We start from the raw sequence: 23,749 nt of genomic DNA on the forward strand, positions 1-23,749 counted from the left end.
TTACCTACGCGTAGTCATAAGCATGACAGGTCGTTGGAGGCGCCCGGTATGAACCCGCTGGAGCTGGCCGAGCGGTTGCGTGACGACTACCGGCGCTTCACGTGGACCACCTACCCGATTGCGGACCCTAGCCTCAGGGCACAGTTCGACCGGTTATTGGATGAGCAGGCGCTGCTGTGGCGCGGGCCGTACCTGTCGGTGCAGCCCCGGTTCCAGCTTGATGCGACACTTGGGGAGCTCGCCGGCCGGATCGGTCTCCCCGGCGAGATCGTCAATGCCTTCCCGAGGGTGGAGCGGCTCTTCACCCATCAGGTCGAGGCCGTCACACGGCTCCACCGGGGCGAGAACACTCTGGTCGCGACCGGCACCGGCTCCGGTAAGACCGAGTCGTTCCTGATCCCCGTCGTCGCGCACGCCTTCGTCAACCGCTACGCGCGCGGGGTAAAGGCCATCTTGCTCTACCCGATGAACGCGCTCGTCAACGACCAGCAGGATCGCGTCGCGGTAGCCTGCCAGGCGCTCGGCCTCAGCTATGGCGTCTACACCGGTGCAACGCAGCAGCATGAACGCAATCGGCTTCAGGACAATCCGCCAGACATCCTGCTGACCAACTACTCCATGCTGGAGTACATCCTGACCCGGAGAGACGACCGAAAGCTCTTCGGTGACGGCGTCCTGCGCTACCTGGTCCTGGACGAAGTGCACACGTACCAGGGTGCGCTTGGAACGGAGATTGCCGGACTTGTCCGCCGCCTGCGCGGGCACGTCGATGCTTCCGGTCTGGTCTGCGTCGGGCTTTCCGCGACCGTCAGCGCCGGGGGCGACCACGATGCGGACCTGCGGAGGACGGCTGACTTCGCGACCCGGCTCTTCGCATCTCCCTTCGATGTGAATGCGATCGTCGAGGAGACCGCGGTTCCGCATCCCCTCCCCGACCTCAACGCCATCGGTGCCGTTCCCGATCGCCAACGGCTCCAGGCGGCGCTCGCGGACGGCGGTGACGTGGCTCGGCTGAGAGAAATTCTCGGGGATCCGGAGCGGAGCCCCGTCCTGGACTTCCTCAGGACCGAGTTGTCCGAGCCGCGGACGATAGCCGAGTTGGTCGAGGCGTTCGCCAAACTGCCGCACCGTGCGGGCGCGGACCTCGCCGCACTGCACGATGAGGTCGCGGGCTGGTTGCTGCTTGGCGCGGGGACGCACTCGCCCGCTGGCCCTCCCGTCCTCGAGGCCAAGGTCCATCTGTTCCTGCGTGGGCTGCCCAACCCCGTGAGGTGTGCGGGCGAAGGCGAACATCTGCTGCTTGACGGAGCGACCACATGCTCTGTCTGCGATGCGAGGGCCACAACGGCTCTGGGGGTATGCCTCGGATGCGGCCAAGATTACGATCTTGAAAGGGATGATCCGGAAGGGGCTCCGGTCCGGTACGTTGCGCGCCGTCTGATCGCGGACGATCCGATGGAGGAGCCCAATTCGCGTAGCAGAGTCTGGTACCCGGACTGCCGGTGCACCGTCTGCGGTGCTGGCGCCAGTGGACCTATCTGTCCCGGCTGCGGAGCCGCCACCCGTGAGGTGTTCGTCGCGGTAGCCGACCCTGGGCGCCCCTTGACCCGCTGTCCCGTCTGCGGCTACATCCGGCCGAACGGCGGAGCCGTCCAGGGATTCACCGCGCGGACCGCCGCCGCCGTCACCGCGGCGGCGTTCAGCCTGCACACTGGTCTGGCCGAGCAGAGCGAAGACGACATGCTCCGGCGGCTCCTGGTGTTCGCTGACTCCCGACAGGACACGGCCTTCCAGGCGGGATATACGCGCGACAGATCCCGCGCAGTGCGGGTCCGCCGCATGATCGTAGAGAGCCTTCGCGCCCGCGCGAACGCTGGACAGCCGTCACCGAGCTTCAACGGCCTCGTGCAGGATGTCTTCCGGCGCGGACAGGAGACAGGACTATACGCCGACCCGGCGGGAGCGGACGCCCGTCAGCGAGCTCTGCGGGTATGCGAGTGGGACGTGCTCGGGGAGATCGCCAGCAATGAGCGGCGACCGCCTTCGTTGGAACGGCTCGGTGTTATCACCATCGGTTATCCCGCTCTTGAGCGGCTCTCTGAGAGCAACCTCGGACCGCTCATCAAGCTGTTGGGACCGGACACCATCGCCATCAAGTGGATGCTCGCCCGCGTCCTCGATCTGGTCAGGACCCGGGGAGGTGTGGGACACGAACTGCTCCGCGCTCGCTTGGATGCGAAGATCGAGGCCGAGCTTGTCGAGGCGGGGGCGACCCTGCACGGGGCCGGCGCCGTCACCGGACTTGGCGAGACCACGGTCAAGCCGGCGGGCGCCGACATCCTGAGCCTGGGTTTCAAGGGCTCCGCCGTACGCATCCTCAAGCTCGCCTTTCCGGCGCTCCTCAGCAGCGACGATCAGGAACGGGCCATGCGCGCTGCGGTTGAGCTGCTCGCCAGTCGCGGTCTGCTCGTCGACACCTATGTGGGGACCGGTAGAGCGAAGGTGCTGTTGCGGCAGGTGGCGCCGCAGGAGATTGAGATCCGCACCCCCGGCGAGGTCCTCTACCGCTGCCGCGCCTGCCGGGTTGTGCACCCCGACCCGTCGCCGAGGGACCGCTGCACGACCTTCAACTGCAAGGGGAAGCCGGAGCCCTGGCACGGCGACGATTCCGACCATGAGCGACTGCTGGTCAATGGTGTCGCGCCCCTCGTGGTGAAGGCGGAGGAGCACTCCGGTCAGGTGCCGCTGGAGCGGCGTGAGCAAATCGAGGAGCAGTTCAAGAACGGGGATCTGAACCTTCTCGTCTGCACTATGACCTTGGAACTGGGAGTTGACCTCGGACAGCTCCTCGCCGTGATCCTTCGCAACGTCCCCCCGAGACCGAGTAACTACGCGCAACGTGCGGGACGTGCCGGCCGCCGTGAGGAACGTGTCGCGCTGATCGTCACCTTTGCGGGCGGAATGCCGCACGACAGCTACTACTATGCACGTCCGGTCGAGATGATCAGAGGCGCTATCCGCCCGCCTGCCTTCCTGCTGGACAACAAGCGTGTCATCACCCGGCATGCCCGGGCTATGGCTCTGGAGCTCTGCGGTGAAGACCTCCCCATCTGGATGCAGGACCTGGTCACTACCGATCACGCGGGTGACCTGCAAGGAGTCGAGGAAGTTCGGAACGCCCTCACCCGAGATGCTGCGGAGATCGCCGATCGCGTTCACCGCACTTTCCGACTTGGGCTGCGGGACGATGAGCTCCCATGGCTGACGGAGGAGTGGGCCAGGTCCGTCGTCGACTCGTGGGTCGCCCACCTCGATAAGGCGGTCGAGCCGTACCGGATCCGGCAGAAAACTCTCCTGGAGGAGTGGACGCAGGCGACCAGCCGGGCCGGCCACAGGGACGCGGCCCGGGCGCTCACCAGCATCAGCGCCAGCCTGGAGGCGATGCGCCGGACGGACCGGACCCGTGCTTACGTGCTGTCCTACCTCGGCAACGTGGGGTTCCTGCCGTCCTACGCGTTTCCCACGGACACCACAACCCTGTCACTGGAGCGGGAGGCTACCGAACTCGCACAGGATTCCGTCCAGGCGCTCAAGGACTACGCCCCCGGACAGCTCGTGTACGCCCGGGGCGCCAAGTGGCTGGTCGATCAGGTGGATTTCCACCGCGCAAACCTCGTCAACTCTGAAGGCGTTGGCGCTCTCGACTTCGTGAACCTCTGCGCCCGTTGTGACACGGTGAACGCCCCGACCGACGCCCACTGCCTGTCGTGCAACAGCGACGACCTGAACCCCCAACTCAGCGTGCCCATGCGCGCGATGCGGGCCGTCCGCCGCCAGCGAATCACCGCCGACGAGGAGCATCGAGCACGCTCGCCGTTCGATGTCACCCACCACCTCGGCGCTCCCAACACCGCCGAGACCTGGCTTTTCGAGCGGCCCGGCCTGGTGCTCCACTGGGAGCGCGGCGCAGACCTGACCATTCTCAACCGCGGCCGGCTGGCCAAGGACCACCGGGACAGTGAGCGCTTCATCATCTGCACCGGCTGTGGCCTCTGGTTCGACGCCATCCCTGGGCCTAAGCCCACTCAGGCTCAGAAGAACCGGATCAAGTTGCATGATGCGATGTGCCAAAACCAGCGCCTGGAGCCGAGCGTCCTCCAGGTCGATCGGCGTGTCGACTGCTTGCAGATCCTGCCTGACCTGGAAGAGTTCGGCATTCCACAGAATCGGCTGGAGGAGTTCCTCGCCAGCATCCGCGCGGCCCTCGACCTGGGCTGCCGCGTGATCCTACAAGCAGGTGAGGACGAGGTCGCCGGGTTCGACTGGCCCCGGCCGGATCCAGAGAGCGACGACGCGTCGCTCCGCCTCGCCGTCCTCTATGAGGAGGTGCCCGGCGGCGCCGGTTATCTCCGTCAGCTCGCCGAGCGTTTCGGTGAAGTGGCGCAGGTGCTCGTCCCGGTCCTTGACGGCTGTTCGTGTGAGCGGTCCTGCTACGCCTGCCTACGCTCGTACGGCAATCAGCTGGAAGAGGACCTCCTGGATCGACGGGTGGCAGCAGACTTCCTCCGGCGCTTCGCCGGAGCTCCTGACGTCTCCGGCCGCCGGGTCTCGACCTACTCCGATGTCTTCGTAGGACGTCCACGTTCGGCCATCGAGCGCCGCCTGGCCATCGCCCTCATGACTGCTGGTGTTCCCCGAGGGCACGCGCAATACGAGTGGGGCGATCGCGGCTCGACCGACGGCAACCCCCGTCCCGTCACGGTTGCCGATTTCGCCTGGCCAGAGCAGCGGATCGCTGTGTTCTGCGATGGGTGGAAGCACCATCACTCGCCGGAGCGCCAGGCGGCAGACAGAGCGAAGCGAAGCGCGATGGAGGCAGCGGGCTGGACCGTCCTGTCGTTCTGGGGAGGCGAAATCGTACGCGACGCGCAACGGTGTGCATCCCTGATCGCTGCCCACCTCGTGAAGAAACTATGAGCACCGTGGCGCAGACGAGTCGTCCTTCTCTCAGCAATAGCACCACGGTGCGATCGTGGACATCGCACGTTCCACCCGTGACGCGGAACGTGCGTTCGCTGCGGGTGGCATCAAATTAGAGAGAAAACCGGTCACTCAGCACGAGAGGAACCTAAAGGAGGCACATCAAGCCCCATCGAAGCCGGAGCACCAAGACTGCCAGACCCGGGCCGAGGCTGCCATCAGGATCGCAACCTGGATCATAGGCTTCTGCAACCTCAGCAGGAGGCATCAGCAGCGGACAAATACGAGCGTCAGATGATCAAGGAGAGGCAAGCCTCAAAGGCCCTGCTGAGGACCGCTGTAGCATAGGACCGTCTCCACGCTTTCAAGGAGTGACAACCGAGAACGCCTACGAGCACGGCCATACCGCAAGGCGCGCGATCATGGTCTGCTCTGTGGCCGCAGTGCTGCTGTTTCCGCGCGCCGCTCAGGTCACCCGCATGGTGCGGCCTCGCTGCGGCGGACGATGGAAGAGTAAAGCGTCACCGTCTACTCCGGCACCAGCCTCACCGCATACCAGGCCCGCCCCGGGGAACTGGCTGTATGCATCCACCCACTGGCAGGGTCGAAGCCCTGCATCACATCCGCGACGTCACTCATCGCGAGCCTTCCAGGTCCGCACCTCGGCCCGCCGCAATGGCAGCCCTGCGCAACCTGGCCATCGGAAGCTCGGTTCTGCGGTTGGAGCTAACATCGCCCAAGCGAACCACCGCCGTGCCCAAGACGCCGCCCGCTGCTTCTCCATCTTCAGCCTCGTGTGATCAAACCTGATGAACGGACCCCTGGGTGTGGGTCAGACTGGTTCGACCGGTGACTGCGGCCCCTGCATCTCACTCAATAAGGTCGCAGGGAAGGCCGCGCGCGAGCATACTCGACAATCATCTCTTTGATCGTCGCCGCCGTGGACCTGGGGGAGGCGCACATGTGAGGTCTGCGAGCAGACGACACCTCTGTCTCCCCCTATCGTGTAGAAGAGCACTGTGCCGGACCAGCGCAGATGCTTGCGCTCCTCTCGCCGTGGTCCAACCGTGTAGGTACTGCGCGCGAGAACTTCGACCTTAGGCCAGGGGCTCGGCTGACTACCCACTTGCGATGCCGGGACCTGCAACTAGCAGGAGACGTCAAATTGCGTCAACGAGAAAGGCGCCGAAAGAACGGCGTTTTGCCGAGTGCGCGCACAGCCGGCTCCGCACGCTCGATGCACCTTTCGGCAGGTTGCGGGCATATAGGGCAAAAACACCCATATCGTTACAAGATGTCACTTGGTAGTATTTGGGCGATTAGGCGGGTTAGACTTGGCTGTTCTTACCCCGCCTTGGGAGCCACATGTATGACCCGTGAACGCAACGCAGCCGATGGCGGCTCGCTAGTGGTGCGAGGCGACATCCCCAAGACGGAATGCATGCAAACGCTGCAAATCGGCTATCTCCATGCGGTTGCGGCTGCGGCGGGATGCTCTCTTCAGCCTCATAATCAGGATTATCGAGGAATCGACTGGGACGTGACACACGGGGCCTCCTTACACCACTCTGAGGAGGGGGAGGCCACGATCAAGGTTCAGCTCAAGGCCACTACCCAGTACCCGCTTCCGCCTGATGGAGAAGACTTTGCGTTGACCTTGCGTAACCAGCATCTGGCGAAGCTCAACTACAAAAATCCTACGGTCCCTAGACTGCTGGTTGCCATGCTTGCTCCTGCAGAAATGGCAGAGTGGATCAAGGCAGATCACAACTGGACTGAACTGCGCCGCTGTTGTTACTGGGTGAACCTCGCCGGAGTGGAGCTCAGCGGGAAAGAAAGCACTAATATTCGGATTCCCACGGCGCAGATCTTCGATGATGTAGCTCTATGCGACATCATGTTGCGCGTCGGGGCTGGAGGGAAACCGTGACTCGGGCCGAAGACTCTGAAATCAGCACCCTGTCGCTTAACCCATCGGACTTGATCACGCTTCTCGCTGGTGCGGGCTGGGACAAGCAGGGTGGGCGGTCCAATGTTTACGAGCGCTGGGCAATCCATGAGGACGACCAGCAGTTGGCTGTTCTCGTACCCCTCGATCCCGGGCGTGATGACTATGCAGATCTTCTAGAAGAGGCATTGTCGTCACTCGAGCGGTCACGACTTTCCAGTGCGCAAAAAGTAGTATCCAGACTCCGTGTTCCGGGCGACGAGGTTCAGTGGCAGAAAGAACCACGTACAGTCCCTGGTTTTATCCCATGGACTCAAGGGGAAGCTCTTATCGCATCAGCAAAGCAAATACTCGTGGCAGCTGCGAAGGCCACGAGGCATGCTTCGGCATACCATGGGCAACGGGAATGGAAATTTGCCCGTGAGTATCTCAACAAAGTGCTCATGGGGCAAACGCAAATTGGAAGCTACATAGTCACTGCCTATACGCCCCTGGGTCAAATTCGAGAGATTGACAAAGGCGGCGAATCGGTGATGTCCGGTGCAACAACGACAGGTAGAGACGTGATGGAGCGGCTAACTTCATCTCTAGTGGCCGCAAGAGAAGGGGTGGACCACTTCGCCAACACCGGCTCCCTATCAGGATTCGACGCCGGCGTGGTCAGGGGCGTTTCCTGCGAGCTTACTCGCGCCCTGGCTGCCCTCGTTGAGGACTCTGAGGGTGCACGAGTATCCGTGCGCTGGTTTCCAGCCAGCGGACAATCGATGCCTTCCGACGATACGTGGCAGATGGAGTTTGTTCCAGACGATCTACCTGCTCTAGAAAGGGCTAGTTCTCGACTTGCGTCAACTGAGCCGCGCAGGACTGTCGTGGTTGTCGGGACAGTCACTAATCTCAATCGTCCCAGATTTGGGCAGCACGGAACGATCATACTCAACGTCATTTATGGCGTGTCAGTTTCTCGGGTTCGAGTCCGGCTTTCGAGGCCAGATTATGAACACGCCATTTCTGCGCACAAAAACGGTGACCTCCTGCGAATTACCGGCGCCCTGGAGAAGGAGGGGAATAACTACTGGCTGTATGATCCAACGGAGCTCGGTCCTGTTGAGGCGGGCGCTCTGAATGAGATACTTGGATCGGTCGAACCCGATCGTCTTGATCAGTGAGCGTTTTATGCTGCGTAGCGGTCGGCTTCCCATGGTGTGCAGGACGAGGATGGCCTGATGATCATGGTGGCGTGGCGTGGCGTGGCGTGGCGTGGCGGCAGCGGAGCTTCCATGACTTCAGGGCCGACGTGTTCGCCGATGGCTTGGAACGAGTATGGTAGGCGTCCTTTGCCCCGTGGCAGCCACGGCCGGTGCCGGTGGCTCTTCAACGAGGGTGCGCTGGTTCCGCCCGCGTCTTGGTAGTTCTCTTCGGCGAAGGACTTCACGGGGTTTCTGGTCGCGGTATCAATCAGGCCGAGCGCTCTGGCGGTCAGATCGTGGGGCGGCTCCGGGCAGGACTGGCGATACGGAGACGAGACGGCTGGCAGGCGTCGGCGAGTACCTGGACATTCACGTTTAGCTGGTAACACAGCTTCTGATGGGCGATGCAATCCATGTGATGAGGGTGCCGTGGACGTCGTCGGCGACGACGAGCAGGTCAACCGACTCGCGCACATTAGACCCGGCCATGGTGGTGTCGAGGGGGAAGCCACCGGCCATATGGGCACAGGTGTCGCGTTGCGCAAGTGGGCCAGCGCCGGTGACGCCTGCCACGCGGGTTTAGGCGCCGGCATCACTCGGACGTCCGTCCAGGTTAGCGTAGGCGAGGTCGGCCAGGCGGACAGGGGTGCGCTTCGACAGGTGGAATCAGCGGGGTGTGACAGCAAGCAACGAGGTTGCCCTGCTAGGTCATCGGATCTTGGCGATCTGCTGTTTTACAGAGAGCCTCACCCAGCTCCAACTCCTCCAGTCCTCTCGCCTCCTGCGCCTATCCTGACCAGCGTGATCAGTATGGAAATGCCTGGGCCTCCTTGATCAGCACAGTTGGGGTTTTAGTCTTGTAGACCTATACGCATGTGGCCATCTAGCTTGTCAAACCTAGGGTTTGAGTCATTCTGATGCTTTGGGCGCTGGCTCAACGTGTGGCCTTCTGAGAAGCTTGCTAGCACCCTGCCGAGCCCAGGACGAAAGGCTAGCTGGAATGCCACGGAAGCTTCGGCGGTCCGCCGCCGCTCCACAGTTTTCCCGAGATCTGTTTTCGCTAGTGGTCATCTTCGCGGTCTTTGGGCTGGTGCTCCTCCTTATTCTGGCTGGCTATGATCCAGCTGTCGCAACGGGCGCAGTCACTGGGGCTAGTCTGACTGCGGTCGAGTTGCTGCGCCGTATCCGTGAGAGCGATGCGAATAGCTCGAAGGATGCGAACTCGAGGGAGAGTCGTGATGGCTAAGCCTTCCGTTTCCATCATTGGCAGTTTTAGGAAGCATTATGCGGAGATCCTGTCTGCCGTAAAAGAATTCGAGGCGGTCGGGATGATTGTTAATTCGCCCGCTGTATCGCGTATCGTTAATCCTGGCGAAGAGTATGTGCGATTCGAAAGCGATCCACCCCATTCATTGGATCACCATATTCAGAGCATAACACTGGAAAAAATTCTCGCTTCTGACTTTGTTTATGTTGTTGCGCCTGGAGGCTACGTTGGACGAACTACTTGTTACGAACTGGGGCGCGTCCATGAGCGTGGGGTCTCCGTTTATTTCTCGGAACCGGTTCGGGATCTGCCCATCGAGATTCTTCCTGGCGCAGTTCTCCAGCCCGCCGTTCTTGCGAGCATGATGCTGAGACTCTATGGAGCTTAGGAGGGCCTAGAGGTGGAAGCAGGCGCTCATTCCGGCCATCGGCCTCGTATCGATGCCAAACACACTGCTGATCTAGTAGTTCTGACGATCCGCGATGATCTTTTAAAGATACTTCTCGTGGTTAGGGAGAACGAACCATTCCGAGGTCGGCTTGCTCTGCCTGGCGGATTTCTAAGGCCGGGAGAGGACCTGGAGCGCACGGCTCGCAGAGAGCTTGCTGAGGAGACGGGGCTCGAGGCGCATCAGTTGCCTCTGCTGCAGCTTCATACCTACTCTGACCCTGATCGTGACCCCCGTGGTCGTGTCATAACGACCGCCTATCTTGCGATTGCTCCGGATCTGCCCACGGTGGCTGGTGGAACGGACGCGCGAAGCGCTGACTGGGTTGAGGTCGACGACTCCTTGCGGGAACAGCTTGCCTTCGATCACTGGATTATCATCGACAACGCAATGGAAAGGATTCGGAGCGAATTGGAGTACACGCCTTTAGCAACTTCTTTCTGTCCTCAGGTGTTCACCCTTTCTGAATTGCGGCGGGTCTTTGAGCTTGTCTGGGGCGTCACCATGGACCCAGGTAATTTCCGACGGAAAGTAGCCACAATCAAAGGCTTTGTTGAATTGACTGGTCGGAAACGTCATAATCGCGATGGGGGTCGGCCTGCCGATCTTTATCGTCGTGGTCGTGCTAGAACTCTCAATCCCCCGTTTAGGCGTCCAGTGGGGGCCAGGTAGCGGATGGTCTAAATGGCGGACTGTCCTCATTGAATTCTCGACATACCCTATACACGGCTTATCGTGCACGACCGGGTGCGCAAAAATTGAGCGGCCGCGTGGCCGGAGTCGGGGGTACGTCCCGGGGGTGGACAATTCTCCGGCCACGCGGCGGTCTATGCGCCGTCCTGCTCGATAACGGCGATTCGGCGTGCGAGGTCGTGCGCAGACGAAGCGGAGATCAGAAGCGGCTTGGGTATCCGCGGCATGGCCCACCATTGACGTGTCTGGTTGCCGAACCAGCAGACCCAGGCGCCGAACTTGGTGCCCAGTTCAACGAGGGCGCGGGCGGGCTCGGCCTCCGGTGACGTCCGGGCGACGGGCTGCTGCGCTGGCCAGCGGAACTCGGCCCACACAGTCCGGCCTCGCGCATCCCCGTTGACGCCCATCTGCTCGCTCAGAGCCGCCACGATCGCGAGGCCTCGGCCGCCTTCGAGAAGGTTCTCGGTCTGGGCGACCCGGATGGTCGGCTGCGTCGCGGCTCCTGCGTCCGCAACAGCGATGCGCAGCTCGTTGGTGCTGCGCTGCACGTGGACGACGAAGGTGCCGCCGTTTCCGGAGTGGGTGTGCATGATGGCGTTCGAGGCCAGTTCGGCCACGCAGGTGATGACGGCGTCGCGGTCCGGGCAGTCGGTCAGCAGGCCGCCGACATACCGGCGAACCTCCTGGAGTTGGCGCGCCTCGCCGCGAAAGGCGCGCTGGCACCAGCCAGGGGTCATTGCTGTCTCCTCGGAATGAAGGGCCAACCGCACTCCCGCTCGGTTGCCGAGGCCCAAGGAAATCTCATCCGCAGCGTCGTGACCAGGCGTTTCGCGTCCGCTGCGGGTTCAGAAAGTTCGCCGTGTTCATCGGTGAACATGACAGTGATGGGGCGATTGCAGCCTGTTATTCTGCGGGCTCCGTTGTCCTCCTCCTGACGAAGGGAAGGACGAAATGATCGGACTCGCGCGCCTGTACGCAGAGGCCGGCTTCGGCAAGCACGAAAGCTTCGCCGCGGCAGTCAACTCCCATCCGCTCGCCCGGGAATCCGGGGTGAGCGTGAGCCGGGTGAGCATCGGGCGCTACCTGTCCAGGACGACCGTGCCAGACCTGGCGGTGGGTCGCGTCATCGTGGCCGTGCTCGCCGCTCGCCTGGGTCGGCCGCTCACGCTGAACGACGTGTGGCCAGTGACCTTCGCCCCGGCGGTCTCCGATCTCGCTCTGCGGTACGAGCGATCCCTGCCCGTCACCGTCGAATGCGTCGCCGAGCTGCTGGCATGCGAGGTGGACCATGCACGCGCCCGGGCCTTGGCCGCGTTGGACTTCGCCTCTCCCGCTGTTTCCGAGGCCATCACCGGCTGGCGGTACGGTCTGGTCGACTCGGTGACAGGCAGGCAGACGGAAAGCCGGGATGTGACGCACCGCCACGTCGCCCAGATCCGAGAGACGTGCGCATGGTTCTCCGGGCTCGACCATGCCCGAGGCGGCGGACTGGTACGCAGCGCGGTGACAACCTACCTGCACGATCACGTAGCCCCTCTGCTGCGCGGCAGCTACACCGATGCCGTAGGCTGCAGCCTGTTCGCTGTAGCGGCCGAGATGCTCCAGCTTGCGGGCTGGATGGCCTACGACCTCGAACGGCACGGCTTGGCCCAGCGCTACTACATCCAGGCATTGCGCCTGGCAAAGGCATCCGGCACCGAGTCTCGCGGCTTCGACGCGTTCGTGCTGGTACGGCTCAGCCAGCAGGCGCTCAACCGCGACCACGCCGACGAGGCCCTCTACCTCGCTCGTGCCGCCCACGACGACATCGCCCTCTCCACCACGACGCCGGCCGTACGCGCCCTCGCCTACGCCGCAGAGGCTCGCGCGTGCGCCCGGCTGTACGAGAAAGGCGACACCCACGCGGCCACAGCCTGCCGCCAGGCCCTCCTCGCCGCCGAACGAGAACTGGACGCCGGCGATCCCGGCGGTGAACCTGCCTGGATCGGCTACTTCGACCCACCCGAACTCGCAGCGGAGCTAGCGCACTCGCTGGTCGTGATCGGCGACACCACCGCCGCGCTGCCCCACCTCGATGCAGCACTCACCGGCAAGAGCACCGACCGCGCCCGCGACAGGCTGTTCTGCCAGCTCAACCTGGCTGCAGCCCATCTCAAGACCGGCGACCTCGACGCCGCCTTGGCCGTCGCGGAGCAGGCTCTCCCCATTGCCGGAACCATTTCCTCCACCCGGGTCCGAAGCCGGTTTCGGAGTTTCCGCCGATCGCTACCGGCCAAGGAGCCTCGCGTTGTCGCGTTCAATGAACGCGTGCATGATGAATTGGCCGGAGTTGCGTAGAGCTCCGGGAACCAGACGGCGAAGTGCCGTCTGGTGAGCCGGGCAACACGGGGAGCGCCAACTCTCACGATGAGTACGCAGCCGGTCGACGCCCCCTACAGGACAGCCCTGGTAGACGCCTGTCGACAGGCCGGGCTGGATTGTGATGGTGCTCGCCTGCTACGCGTTCACGCCAACGCGATCTACCACTTGCCCCGGGAGAAGGCCGTCGCGCGCGTCCGCAACGCCTCGGCGCTGGAACGCATGCGCATCGCCGTTCAGACCGCCGCTTGGCTCGCCGAGCAGGGATTTCCCACGCTAAGGCCGCTCGACGTGACCCAGCCCGTGATCGTCGGCGCCCACTTGGCGACCTTCTGGGAGTACCTGCCGCCCGTCGACGGACGGTCGGCCGACGTGACTCATCTCGCCGGCCTGCTGCGCGTGCTGCACCGTCATTCGCTGCCTCCGTTACCGCTTCCCTCTATTCGCCCGGTGGGGAGCACCGCAGCCGAGGCGAGCGCGTCCGCTATCCTGTCGGGGAGCGAGCGGGACTGGCTGGTCGCGCGTTGCGAGGAGCTGGAGGAGGGCTTCGCGCGGCTCGCGGCCACGCTGTCATGGGGGATCGTGCACGGCGACGCCCACACCAACAACCTTCTCCCCCATCCCACAGGCGGCTGGGTGCTCATTGACTGGGACTCCGTCGGCGTCGGCCCGCCCGCATACGACTTCATGCCCATCTACCTGCGACCCCGCCGCTTCGGCTACCCGCACTCCTTATGGCACGACTTCTGTACGGCCTACGGAACCGACCCAGTGGAGGACGGTGACCTGAACCTGCTGGCACAGATTCGCGAGGTTCGCAGCCTGAGCGCCTTCATCCGCGGCGCCGAACACAACCCCGCCGCCCGCGCTGAGCTCTTCAACCGGCTGTCCTCCCTCATGGCAGGAGACAGCACGCGCAGGTGGCACGCCCTCTGATCCGGCGCGACCGACAGCGAACCCTAAGCCCGTGGCGTCTGAAGCTCGACCCGCGGCTTTGAAGCCGTGTTCATCCGGTCCAGAAGGGCTTGGGTTTCGGAGGAACACGTAACCCCGAGGGCGTCGAGGCGGGCCTTCAGATGGCGAGCGCGCATCCGGGCTTCATCAGTGCGGCCGAGGTCGATCAGGAGCCGGATGGCCGACCTGGCTGCGCTCTCCATGTCCGGGTCGAGAGCGCACGCTTGGTCGTAAACCTCCAACGCGCGCTCGTTCCGCCCTGCGCGTTCGTGGAGCACTCCGAGCTGAAGGAGGGCCTTCACACTGGTCACGGTCAGCGGCCAGCGGTGGTCCTGATCGAGCCAGTCGTACTTGAGGCCCTGGCACAGGCGTCCCCGGCACAGGCCCGCAACCACCTCCAGCGCGGCTGTCCTGGCCTCGTCATTCCCGGCGGTACGCGCGTCGACGAGCGCGCGGTGGAAGGCCCACAGGTCCACGTCGACACACTGCGCCTCGATGCGGTACGTCTTGCTGCTTCGTTCGACGAAACTGGCTTCCTTCTCGCCCAGGCCGGAGGCTCCGCGCAGCGCGGCGCGCAGGTCCTTGAGGGCGGCATGGAAGCGGTACCCGGCCAGCGTTTCCTCCAGATCCGGCCAGAGGTGCTCGCAGATCTCCTCGCGATCCAGGCCCTTGGGGTGGACGGCCAGGAGGACGAACAGCTCCAGTGCTTTGGCGCGGCCGGAGATGTCAACCGGCGTGCCGTTCACCTCGATGACCGGTGCGCCGAGGATGGCGAACCGGACCGGTTGGGGTGCGGTGCTGGGTAGCGGGACCTCGAGTTCTGTCGGCTTTGCGGTTGGATCGGCCGGCATGCCGTTCCCGGCGGCGAGCGTTTGGAGCACTGTCGCCGCCGCATTGGCCGGCATGTGGAACAGCGTTACGTCGCGGAGTTCCTTCGCCAGAGTGCCGGTCGCCTCGGCCACTCGGTGGTCCCGGTCGATCTCACAGGTGGTTCCGGAGGACGATCGCCCTATCAGGACGGACCCGACGCCGAAGGTGGACCCCAAGCTCATGAGGGTGTCCAGGTACGCGTGGCCGTCCGCAGCGCAGGCGGTCAACAGCAGCGCGGGCAGGGGCTCGCCGGGCTCAGCCTCGCGAAGCTGGGGGATGTCGTCGGTGTCGTGGTCGCGGAGTATGCGGCGGCGGGCGACGAACTGTTCCTCCAGGTGGTCGATCGCCTCGTCCAGGGTGGCGACCAGCCGGAGGCCCGGGAGGTGGCCGATCAGTGCGGTAATGGCCTCGCCGAACCACCGTACGGCGTCCTGTGAGGGGATGACGATCTCGGCGCGGTGCTGGTCTGCCTGGGTGAGGAGGTCGAGCACGATCGCTCGTACGCAGTCTTCGGCACCCGGACCAATCAGCGCCAGATTCAGCCCGGACAGCTCCAGGGAGACGGGCTCCTCGCCACGGATCCCGGCTTTGAGCATGAGCGGCGGGTCGATGGAGAACGCGGAGGTGACCAGTTCGAAGTCCTCCGGCGGACCATCTTCCGATTCGGCGAAGCTGCGGCGGTGTGACTGCTCCAGCGCTCGTACGGCGGGCGCCTGCGGTTCGGGAGCAGGCACACTGAGCGGCTCGTCGACGGCCGGGACGGGTAGGCGTCGCCGATGGCGGAGCCGGGCGGAGGCGAGCGCGACGGCCACGCCGGCGGCGAAAGACATCGCCATAATCCCGCCTTCGGGCAGCACGACCACGCTGGAACAGACGGCCGATCTCCTTGGCTGCGGCGAGAAGTCCGCCGTGGGACGAGGTGAGACGTCATCGTGGTGAGCGGGCCGCGTTGCCGACGTAGTCGTGGGAAGAGGCGAAGGGGCTCGATGGCGGGTCGGATCGGCCTTCCTGGTGTCCCGTTCGCGTTCGGGTAGGACGAGGTGCCATCCGGATTCCAGCACGTCAGGATCGGTCAGCCGGGCGCCGCCCGGCTGCGGCCGATCTCTATTCAGCCTGAAGATTTCTTTGTATCGCGTGCCATCGCCGAGGTGCTGTTCGGCGATCTCCCACAGACTTTCGCCCGGCCTGACGGTATGGGTGCGTTGGGATGCGCGAGGTTCCTTCCTGGCGGCGTCGTCAGGCAGACGTAGGGTCCATCCGGGTCTCAGCCAGTCTCCTCGAGTGAAGGTCTGCCCGTCGTCCATGGTGCGTCCCTGGTTCAGCGCGACGATCTCCCGATAGCGCATCGGGTCTCCGAGTTGCTTGTCGGCGATTGTCCAGAGCGTGTCTCTCGGCTGGACCACATAGGTCGCGTACGGCTTAGCCGGCTCAGAGGTCTTCGGCTCGGCTGCTGTGAGGTGGTGCGAGGGCAAAGCCGCGGGTGTGACTGCCACCGCTGCCGCCGGAATGGCTCCGCGGGATGCGGCAACCGGAGCTGTGGTCGCCAGGGTGATCGTGGTGATCAGGTAGGCCGCCAGTCGCTGGAACGGCATGCGTACCCTCCCGCGCCTGGCGCGGGCCGTTGCCACCAGTTCGGCGATCACGGCCCCGGCGAACAGGGCCCAGCACGTCCATACGGTCGCGAGCAGGAGCGTCTTGATCACAACGGGTTCGGCGGGCGTGGCCAGGTCGTCGAGAGTGGGCAGGTCCACCGGCCAGAAGAAGGTCAGCAGGATGGCGGGGATTCCGGCGAGCAGCCCAGTAAGCACCGCGATCGCCGCCGCCTTGGCGAGGATGGGGTGACGCAGCCCGTACATCGTCATGATCGTCCTTGCTCGATGCCCTGGAACATTCGCGCTGAGGCGCTGGCTGTGGCGGTCACGCTGCCGATCCCGATCAGGGAGATCAGCATGGTGGGCCGGGACACCGTGACGGTCACCTGGACCGTGCGGTTGCCGGATAGGGAGGCGTTGCCCGCGTGCCCGCTGGAGGACAGGTAGGCCCGGGCGGCGGCCAACGCCCTGGAAGTGTCGATCTCGAATCGGCCGCCGGCGTATGCGTGGTCGATGTCCACCTGTCCGGCTCCGGCGCGGGCGGCCTCCTCGGCCACGGCGTACGCCTCGCGATATGCCTGGATCTTGGCTCCGCCGTCCACGACGAGTCCGGCGCAGATCAGCAGCGCCAGGGCGAGCACCGCGGTGAACGCCGTGACGGAACCTCGCTCCTTGGTCCGGGTCACGGTTATCCGCTCCTTGCGCGGTGCGGGTCGATCGGGCTACTGAAGCTGCTGGTCAGGTGCTTGGAGCCGGGAACTCCGGGCACGGCGAGGTCCGCCAGGTCCACGTCACAAGTGACACGTGCGACCACGACAGCAGGCCTCCCCAGCGGAGTGGAGAACCCTGCCGTGTCGACGTCCACCGACGGCGAGCACGCCAGTCCTTCACGGTCGAGCGTCGCCCGCGCACTGGACAGAGCGGCCGCTCGTGCCGCGGCTGGATCGCGGGCGATGGAAGCCTGGCGGGCCGCGTCCCGTGCCGCGGCGTCGATGGCACCGTGGGCGAGCGTGACGCGGCCCAGTCCGACCACCATCAGCAGCACAGCAACCAGAGCAGGCGCGATGATCGCCGTCTCCAAGGCCATCGAGCCGCGCTCACGCAGGTCCGTCATTCGGATGTCCACTTCTCCACCGGGGCCCGGGCGACCTGCTCGACATCGAGGGGCAGCAGCGGAATCAGGCTGATCGCCTGGCCGCTGACCGCCACGCTGAGGCTGTCCGCGGTGCGCTCGACGCTGACCTTCGCGGAGGTGAGGAACGACCCGCCGACCTGCCGGATGAAGCGTTCGGCTGTCGCCTGGCTGGCGGAAAGGCTGGAGCCGTACGCGCGCCCGGCTCGCAGTCCTTCCTGAGCCGCCGCCAACGCGAGGTTCCGGGCATGAAACCACAACGCGGCGTTGATTGCGAGCAGGACCAGCAGGAGGAGCACGGGATAGACCAGCGCGGCCTCCAGCGTCGCTGATCCTCGCTCGCGCCCGTTCATTTGATTTTGGCGAGCTGTTCGTTGACGACGGACGTGATCTTTGCGCCTACGGCGATGGCCAGCAGAAACACCACAGCTGCGATGATCACCCATTCGACCGTCGAACCACCGCGTTCAGGGTTCGCGGCGCGCCGCTGCGCGTACCGATTGACAACAAGCGACATCCGCTCCAGCTGTACGGCCAGCGCGAGCATGGCTCTGTAGATCATCGGTGGGTACCTCCGAAAGGGTCAGCCGCCGGTCATCCGCGCGAAGGCGGGATAGCCGAGCAGCAGCAGGAACCCGAGGACCGACAGGGCCATCGGGACGGTCATGGTCTCGGTACGGGATTTGGCCTTGGACACCTCGGCCGACAGTTCGACCTCGCGCAGGGATTGGGCCTTGGCCATGAGGGTGTCGAGGATGCCGGCGCCGTGGGTTCCGGCGAGCCGGGCGATGGCGGCCAGGTCGGCGAGCTCGGGAACGCGGATCTCCTCAGACAGCCGGGTGAGTTCATCCCATGCGCTCGCGGTGGCCCGCCGTGTGGGGTCCAGCGCGAGACACAACCGCTGGAATGTCCACCCTCCGCCGACCTTGGCGGCCGACTCCAGCGCCTCAGCCGGCCCCGATCCTGCCGCGCGAGCGAGCGCCACCAGATCCAGGTACGCCACGATGGCCTGCCGGAACGCCGCCCGCGCCTTGGCGGCCTGGCCGCGTATCGAGGCGTCGGGAGCGAAGAACGCCGCGACGGCGAAGGCCAGGCATGCTCCCCAGGAGACCGGCCAGGGAAGGGCGACGCCGAGCAGTGCGCACCACGCCCAGAAGACGACCGGACCAGCCGTCCCGATCCCGATCATCGCGCCCTTCTGGGTGAGGTAGTCATCGGCCGTCCTGCCGAGCACCGCCAAATCCGCCTGCGGGATGCGCGCGCCGACTACTGTTCCGGACAGTTTCCGCGCCATGCGCGACCGCCAGTCCCTATCCGGCTCGCTGCGGCTCCCACCCGGCCTGAGCCGTTCCATCGCCGGTGCGAGCGCGGGCGGGGCGGGGAAGAGCGCCATGATGGCGAGGGCTCCGCCGAGGCCGATCAATGCGCCACAGGTCAGAACCAGCGCTATCACGATGGATCACCTGCGGGGTTGAGGAAGCGATGTCCCTTCGGCGCTCTGGTCAGGCGGTGCAGCCACATGAAGGCACCCGCGTACAGCGCGATCACGATGCCGAGCACGAGCTGGCCGCCGACCGTTCCGAACGGGGCGACATAGGCCCGGTTGACCAGCGCAAAGGCCGTGTATCCGAGCAGCGCGCCGATGACCCATCGGGCGGTCGTGCGATGGGTGGCGCGCTCGGCGTCGATCTCCCGGCGTGCGGCCACGTCCTTGGCCACCGTACGGGCAAGGCCCTGGAGTACCTCTCGCAGTCCCTTGCCGCGGGCGCGGCAGGCCAGGATCAGCGCTGCAGCGATCACATCCCCGGTCGGGTCGTTCAGGTCATCAGCGAACGCTCGCAAGGCATGCTCGGTCGGGGTGCGATAGGCGAGCCGCCGTGCCAGCGCCCGCACCTCGGGGGCGATCGCCGGCGGCGGGTTGTCCGCGCTGGACTGCAACGCTTCCTCGATGCCCGCGCTGCCGCCCAGCACGTCGGCCAGATGGCGGGTCCACGTCTGAAGTGCCTCCAGGCGCTCGATCCGCCGCCCGCTGTCGCGGGCGCTGAGCATCCGCGGCAGCGTCACAGCGCCCACCGCAGCCCCGAGGGCGGCGATCGGCCAGCCCGTAAACCACCACGTCAGCACGAGAACTCCCGCAGCCGCGGTCGCGGGAATCGCCGGTATCCGTGGCAGCCACCGTACTGGGCGCGGAGGCCGAACCGGGGCTCGGCGCACTCCCGCGATGGCGAGCAGAGGTCCCGCGACGAGTGCCGCGCCGGCCAGCGCGGCGAGCCAGCCGGTCATGCGTACCCTCGATCCCAGCCACGAGGCGCGAACAGGTCCGGGTCGAACCCCGCCGCCACCAGTTCCTCCATGCACTGCGGGATCGTGTTCGGTACGGCCCGTCCGTCCGGCCCCGGGACATAGACGTGGTTGACCGCCGGTTCCAGTCCGTCTCCCGGCGGGAGCACCTCGTTCACCTCGGCGACGTAGCGGCGGTTGACCGTGCCGTCGATGTCGTGACGGAGTTCGTGCCGCAGGTGGACGACGAAGTCCACGGCCATGCCGATCGTGCGGAAAAGCGTGTCCGGCGCGATGGAAAGGCCGCCGGAACCGGCGAGGATCAGCATCCGGGCGAACACCTGGTCGGCCGAGTCGGCATGCATGGTGCAGATGGAGCCGGAGCCGCCGGTGTTCATCGCCTCCAGCATCGGCACCAGCTCGTCGCCGCGGACCTCGCCGACGATGATCCGGCGTGCGTTGAACCGAAGGGCGTCCTCGATGAGCTGGCGCATCGTGATCGCGCCCAGTCCTTCGGTGTTGCCCTCCCGGGCCTCCATCGCGAGCACGTCTCGGTGCCGGTCGGTCTGCAGGTGAAGGAAGAGCTCGTACTCCTTCTCCACGGTGGCGATCCGCTCGTCCGGGTCGATCTCGGCGGCCAGTGCCCGGGCGAAGGTGGTCTTGCCGTCGCCCATCCCACCCGTGATCACGATGTCCTTGTGGGCGCGTACGGCGGCGGCGAGGAACGCGCGAAGCCCCTTGTCCACGGTGCCGTTCACCATCAGGTCGTCCAGGTCGGCCTCGAGCAGGCCGTGTCTGCGGATGGACAGGCACGGCCGCGGCGTGACTCCCATCAGCGCGGCAATGCGGGTCCGGTGGCCGACGGACAGGTGAAGACGCGGCCGGGCGATCGAGAAATCCCGGGCAGTCTGTCCCTGGTAGGCGGCCCACCGGCGGACGTTGCCCACCAGCTCCTCATCACTGTCGGCGATCGGTGGTCCGAGCGCCTTGCGACCGTCCCGGTAGGTGATCCACACCTGGTCACAGCCGTTGACGTCGATGTTCTCCACCTCGGGGTCGTCGACGAACGGCTGCAGACGCCCCAGCGCGAAGATCTCGTTGTAGACCGCTTCCGCGAGCCGGCGCTCCTCCTGCAGCGTCGGCGCATCCCTGCCTGCCAGCGCCCTGCTGTCCACGTGCTCACGGACCAGGTCGGTGATTACTGCTCTCGCGTACTCGCGTACGGCCTCGTCCCCGTTGACCGCTGCAGCATCAAGCGCCTGCGTGACCGTGGGCAGGACCTCGCGTACCGCCTGCTGGACCTCGAAGCTCACGAGACTGTCACCTCGGTACGTGCCGGTTCCTCACAGAGGTGATCGGCCAGCGAACGAGCGGCCCGAATCAGTGGAGAACGGGGGACGTATCGCTCGTTGCCGCTGCCGTGCGACAGCACCGTGGCGGCCCGCGGATCGTGGGGAAGGTGGTCGACCACATCCACGCCGAGCGTCTTCGCCACCTCCTTGCGGCCGTACGGCCCGGCCCCGACGAGCAGAGCCCGCGGACCGGACCGACGACCGCGCAGGGCTCGAATCTCAGTTAGGCGGGGAGCCAGCGCGGACAGATCCACGAGCGTGGGACGTGCGACCACGAGCACCTGGTCCGCGTCGACGAGCAGCGAGGTAGGCGTGTCCGAGCCGCCGACGCGTCCGACGTCGGCGATCACATCCCCGGGCGTCGCGGTGAAGGTCTTGGTGATGTCCACCCAGAGTTGCCGGACCGAGGCCACCTGAGCAGGGTCGGCGAGGCCTGGCAGGATACGGCGGGATACGGTCCCGGCCAGATGCAAGAGCTGCTCGCGAAGCGTGGCGCCGGGGTCGGCGCCGCGGCGGAGTTGGACCGCCCACTCGCCCAGGCCGCGTTCCTGCGGTTGGCCGACCAGATATCCGGACAGGACGCTGCCACCAGCAGGATCGCACTCGGCGAACAGAACCTCACGCGGCCAGGCCAGCGTGAGAGCGAGTCCGGTCGTCGTGACGCCCGGACTGTGGCCGCCCGAACACAAGACGGTCAGCATCTATGTTCACCTCGCCCGCGACTGGAGGATGAGCGCGATCTTCCCGTCCGCGGCCTGACGGGCCAGCGCACTGCCCTCGCCGGCCGGGACGACGAGGTCGACCACGATGAGCCCGTCAGCGTCGGGCTCGCCGACGCGGTCGACCCGAGCCTGGTGATCGGCCGGGGTGCCCTGCCCGTTCGAGATGGCGGGCGCCACGGCGGCGGCCACGACGCGATCACCGGGCTGGATTCCCCTGGCAGGCAGTTGGCTGGGCTTGAGCGCCACCGGCACGACGACCTGTCCCGGTGCCGGAACGAGTGTCCCGGTCAGGTGCGCGGGTGCCAGCAGGCTGCCGGCCTTCAGGTCCACAGCGGCGCGTCTGCCGATGACCGCGCTCTTGTCGGTAGCCTCCACGGCCCGTACTCCCGAGTCCAAGCCGAGCGCGACCGTCCGAAGGTCCTGGGCTTGCAACTGCTGGCCGATGGGAACGTCGCGCGCCATGACGAGAACCGGCGTCCGGTGCCCGGCGATGCCGTACACCTGCCAAGCGATCAGCGCGCCGAGAGCGGTCAGCGCGATGCTCACCACGAGCATCACCGGGCTGCGCCTGCTCGGTAGCGGGCGCACGTGTGTGGCCCGGCCCGCTTCCCTGCTCGGCGTGGAGCGCTGGAGCATAGGGCTATCCCTTCGTGACGAGCGCCTGGGCTTCGATGACGCGGATCGGGAAGGTGACCGACTTCGTGATGGGCGGCAGCGTGCCGCCTGTGCCACCTGAACCGCGCCAGGTGCCGCTCCAGGTCACTGACACGGTCACCCGGTAGGCGCTGGCCGGATGCTGGTACGTGTGCGAACAGGTGGAGCTTTGCTGATCGGCGGGCCGGGTGATGTCGTACGCGGTTCCGGGCCCGTCGCAGGTGAGCGTCTGGCCGTCGCCGGTACTGATGGTCATCCGCTCGGGAGTGGCAGTGGCCGCGGCCCAGACAGCGCCGATGTGCAGCCGCTTGGACTTGGGCGCCCACTGCCCGTCGGGTAGGAAGAACCACTGCGGGAGCCCGACCAGCCCGTTCTGTCCGCGTGGCGGAGCGGTGAGCACTGTCGGCGGCGCGATCGGGATCAATTTGTACGCGCGACGAGCGAGCTGCTCAGGGGTTACCGCATCACGCCGTTTCTTGATCCAGACGACATCTCGGTAGCCGTCGGAGCACTCGACCAGGTAGTAGGCGCCCTTGCCGGTCGGCTCGCTGCTCAGGTTGCTGCCAGGATCGACGAACTCCAGACCACCGTTCTCCCGCCCGTCAGCGAACCACCGCTGGTAAGAACATCTGACCTTCGATCCCTTGCCCGTCGGAGTCTGTGACCCGGGACGGGGCAGGCGCTTGGCCGAAATGATGTAGCCCGTGTAGTCGCTCGACACGCCGACGCCGTCCCCGTCTCCGTCCCCGAGCGGGGCAATGGCAAGTCCGGCGACAAGGACATAAGTCATGCCGTAGGCGAACAAGGCTCTTTCACCTGCTCTACCTTCGACACTCGCCAGGTGTCATCCGCCCCCTTCGTGATGGTGGCAACAAGATGAATGCGACTCGTTCCGTGCGTGAGGCGCTTTCCTGTCCGATCGTCTGCCTGACCGCCTTTCCGGGCGTCTTGGCAGTCGTGGAGGGTGGCGTGGTCGCCCTTGATCCGTACGTCGAACGGGTGATGTTCGGGCTGTCCCCAGGTCACCCGGTGAGTGGCGCGGAGCGCGGCGATTCCTCGCAACATCCGGCTCAGAAGAGGCTGGGCTGCCACCTGTTCAAGGATCGCCTTGCGCTCTGCTGGGTAAGCACGCTCGGCGCGTTGGCCGGCAGGGTAGAGGTCGCGGTATACGGCAAGAACGGCATCCTCGCTAGTGGTGGCCGTCGGTGTGGGCGAGAGCGGCGTGGTGGTACGGGTTGGTTCTGGAGCCGTGCCACTGGACTGGCAGGCAGTCACAGCGCTTGCCGTGACGACGAACATCGCCACCAAGGGC

At 65.5% G+C, this 23,749-nt stretch carries 20 protein-coding genes; 7 read left to right on the forward strand and 13 right to left on the reverse strand.

Annotated features, from left to right (window positions below; genetic code table 11):
• Positions 1-48 precede the first annotated feature (48 nt).
• From F5972_RS30055 to F5972_RS30075, 5 genes are all read left to right on the forward strand, one after another.
• Complete coding sequence (locus tag F5972_RS30055; RefSeq protein ID WP_150938303.1) at positions 49-4,977, forward strand: DEAD/DEAH box helicase; 4,929 nt, start codon at positions 49-51, stop codon at positions 4,975-4,977.
• A 1,372-nt stretch (positions 4,978-6,349) separates the two neighbouring features.
• A complete protein-coding gene (locus F5972_RS30060; RefSeq protein WP_150938305.1) occupies positions 6,350-6,910 on the forward strand; it encodes a DUF4365 domain-containing protein in 561 nt (186 codons plus the stop codon).
• Positions 6,907-8,094, forward strand: a complete 1,188-nt coding sequence (locus F5972_RS30065; protein WP_150938307.1) for a hypothetical protein — start codon at positions 6,907-6,909, stop codon at positions 8,092-8,094. The genes F5972_RS30060 and F5972_RS30065 overlap by 4 nt, the downstream gene beginning before the upstream one ends.
• 1,259 nt (positions 8,095-9,353) lie before the next feature.
• Positions 9,354-9,770: a hypothetical protein gene (locus tag F5972_RS30070; RefSeq protein ID WP_150938309.1), complete on the forward strand. Its 417-nt coding sequence runs from the start codon at positions 9,354-9,356 to the stop codon at positions 9,768-9,770.
• A 12-nt stretch (positions 9,771-9,782) separates the two neighbouring features.
• Positions 9,783-10,502 carry an NUDIX domain-containing protein gene (locus F5972_RS30075; RefSeq protein WP_318527644.1) on the forward strand — a complete coding sequence of 240 codons (720 nt, stop codon included), beginning with the start codon at positions 9,783-9,785 and terminating at the stop codon, positions 10,500-10,502.
• Positions 10,503-10,657: 155 nt separating this feature from the next.
• On the opposite strand, the gene F5972_RS30080 is transcribed toward F5972_RS30075, so the two are convergent.
• Positions 10,658-11,260 (reverse strand): ATP-binding protein, encoded by a 603-nt coding sequence (locus F5972_RS30080; protein WP_150938311.1) that lies wholly within the window; start codon positions 11,258-11,260, stop codon positions 10,658-10,660.
• A gap of 214 nt (positions 11,261-11,474) precedes the next feature.
• Between F5972_RS30080 and F5972_RS30085 the strand changes: the two genes are divergently transcribed.
• Positions 11,475-12,860: a tetratricopeptide repeat protein gene (locus tag F5972_RS30085; protein WP_150938313.1), complete on the forward strand. Its 1,386-nt coding sequence runs from the start codon at positions 11,475-11,477 to the stop codon at positions 12,858-12,860.
• A gap of 69 nt (positions 12,861-12,929) precedes the next feature.
• Positions 12,930-13,817 (forward strand): phosphotransferase enzyme family protein, encoded by an 888-nt coding sequence (locus tag F5972_RS30090; protein ID WP_150938315.1) that lies wholly within the window; start codon positions 12,930-12,932, stop codon positions 13,815-13,817.
• A gap of 23 nt (positions 13,818-13,840) precedes the next feature.
• Here F5972_RS30090 and F5972_RS30095 read toward each other — a convergent pair whose 3' ends face one another.
• The 12 genes from F5972_RS30095 to F5972_RS30145 form a co-directional block, all read right to left on the reverse strand.
• Positions 13,841-16,567 (reverse strand): LysM peptidoglycan-binding domain-containing protein, encoded by a 2,727-nt coding sequence (locus F5972_RS30095; protein ID WP_150938316.1) that lies wholly within the window; start codon positions 16,565-16,567, stop codon positions 13,841-13,843.
• On the reverse strand, positions 16,564-16,983 hold the full coding sequence (locus F5972_RS30100; RefSeq protein WP_191910379.1) for a pilus assembly protein TadG-related protein: 420 nt from the start codon (positions 16,981-16,983) through the stop codon (positions 16,564-16,566). The genes F5972_RS30095 and F5972_RS30100 overlap by 4 nt, the downstream gene beginning before the upstream one ends.
• Positions 16,984-16,985: 2 nt before the next feature.
• Positions 16,986-17,411: a TadE/TadG family type IV pilus assembly protein gene (locus F5972_RS30105; RefSeq protein WP_150938320.1), complete on the reverse strand. Its 426-nt coding sequence runs from the start codon at positions 17,409-17,411 to the stop codon at positions 16,986-16,988.
• Positions 17,408-17,782: a TadE/TadG family type IV pilus assembly protein gene (locus tag F5972_RS30110; protein ID WP_191910380.1), complete on the reverse strand. Its 375-nt coding sequence runs from the start codon at positions 17,780-17,782 to the stop codon at positions 17,408-17,410. The genes F5972_RS30105 and F5972_RS30110 overlap by 4 nt, the downstream gene beginning before the upstream one ends.
• Positions 17,779-17,991, reverse strand: coding sequence for a hypothetical protein (locus F5972_RS37550; protein WP_191910381.1), 213 nt, complete (start codon positions 17,989-17,991; stop codon positions 17,779-17,781). The genes F5972_RS30110 and F5972_RS37550 overlap by 4 nt, the downstream gene beginning before the upstream one ends.
• A 21-nt stretch (positions 17,992-18,012) precedes the next feature.
• Complete coding sequence (locus F5972_RS30115; RefSeq protein WP_150938324.1) at positions 18,013-18,882, reverse strand: type II secretion system F family protein; 870 nt, start codon at positions 18,880-18,882, stop codon at positions 18,013-18,015.
• Entirely contained in the window at positions 18,879-19,553 is a 675-nt protein-coding gene (locus tag F5972_RS30120) for a type II secretion system F family protein (protein WP_191910382.1), read from the reverse strand. The genes F5972_RS30115 and F5972_RS30120 overlap by 4 nt, the downstream gene beginning before the upstream one ends.
• Before the next feature lie 155 nt (positions 19,554-19,708).
• Complete coding sequence (locus F5972_RS30125) at positions 19,709-21,022, reverse strand: CpaF family protein (protein ID WP_150938328.1); 1,314 nt, start codon at positions 21,020-21,022, stop codon at positions 19,709-19,711.
• Complete coding sequence (locus tag F5972_RS30130; RefSeq protein WP_150938330.1) at positions 21,019-21,762, reverse strand: hypothetical protein; 744 nt, start codon at positions 21,760-21,762, stop codon at positions 21,019-21,021. Before F5972_RS30130 ends, F5972_RS30125 begins: the two co-directional genes overlap by 4 nt.
• A gap of 6 nt (positions 21,763-21,768) precedes the next feature.
• Positions 21,769-22,419, reverse strand: a complete 651-nt coding sequence (locus F5972_RS30135) for an SAF domain-containing protein (RefSeq protein ID WP_079313187.1) — start codon at positions 22,417-22,419, stop codon at positions 21,769-21,771.
• A 4-nt stretch (positions 22,420-22,423) separates the two neighbouring features.
• The gene (locus tag F5972_RS30140) at positions 22,424-23,242 is read right to left on the reverse strand and encodes a hypothetical protein (protein WP_150938332.1); all 819 of its coding nucleotides are present in this window, start codon (positions 23,240-23,242) and stop codon (positions 22,424-22,426) included.
• On the reverse strand, positions 23,224-23,742 hold the full coding sequence (locus tag F5972_RS30145; RefSeq protein WP_150938334.1) for a hypothetical protein: 519 nt from the start codon (positions 23,740-23,742) through the stop codon (positions 23,224-23,226). Before F5972_RS30145 ends, F5972_RS30140 begins: the two co-directional genes overlap by 19 nt.
• Between the last annotated feature and the right edge of the window lie 7 nt (positions 23,743-23,749).

This window comes from Microbispora cellulosiformans (assembly GCF_008728085.1).
Taxonomy (GTDB): Bacteria; Actinomycetota; Actinomycetes; order Streptosporangiales; family Streptosporangiaceae; genus Microbispora; species Microbispora amethystogenes.